Here is a 757-nt window from a genome sequence, read left to right as displayed (position 1 = left end):
CCGGCAACCTCAACACGGCCTCCAACACCGCCAGCGCCATTTATGACACGACGCCGCCGACGGTCAGCATCGGGACGCTATTCGGTCCGACTGCTGGGGAGTACACAGCGACGATCACCCTTAGCGAGGCCTCCACCGACTTTACCGCCGGCGACCTCGCCGTGGTCAATGCGACGGCAATCCTCAGTGGCTCCGGTACCACTTACACCGTGACGCTAACGCCAGCTGCCGACGGAACAGTCTCCGTGGCGGTCCCGGCTGGAGCCTTCACCGATGCGGCCGGCAATGCAAACACCGCCTCCAACACGGCGTCGGCCACGTACGACTCCACGCCACCGACCGTCACTATCAGCGCCCTCTCCGGTCCGGCCGGCGGCAAGTACACCGCGACGATCACGCTTTCGGAATCGTCGACCGACTTCGTCGTCGGCGACCTGACGCTGGTGAATGCGACGGCAACGATGACCGGTTCCGGCACGACCTACACCGTGACGCTGACGCCCGTCGCCGATGGGACGGTGTCCGTGACGGTGCCCGCGGGGGCGTTCACCGACGGCGCCGGAAACACCAATACCGCCTCGAACACCGCATCCGCGATCTTTGACGCGACGCCGCCGACCGTCAGCATCGGGACGCTAGTCGGTCCTACTGCTGGGGAGTACACGGCGACGATAACCCTCAGCGAGGCCTCAACCGACTTCGCCGTCGGCGACCTGACGCTCGTCAATGCAACGGCAACCCTCACCGGCTCCGGTAC

The 757-nt window shown here is 65.9% G+C and carries 1 protein-coding gene; it reads left to right on the top strand.

Annotation, left to right across the window (positions count from 1 at the left end):
- On the top strand, positions 1 to 757 hold a 757-nt coding region (locus J5J09_RS22710), incomplete at both ends, for an Ig-like domain-containing protein (RefSeq protein WP_208554537.1).

The organism is Ciceribacter sp. L1K22, from assembly GCF_017599385.1.
Taxonomy (GTDB): Bacteria; Pseudomonadota; Alphaproteobacteria; order Rhizobiales; family Rhizobiaceae; genus Allorhizobium.
The sequence above is the reverse complement of the archived record's forward strand: the minus strand, read 5'-3'. Positions and strand labels throughout refer to the sequence as shown.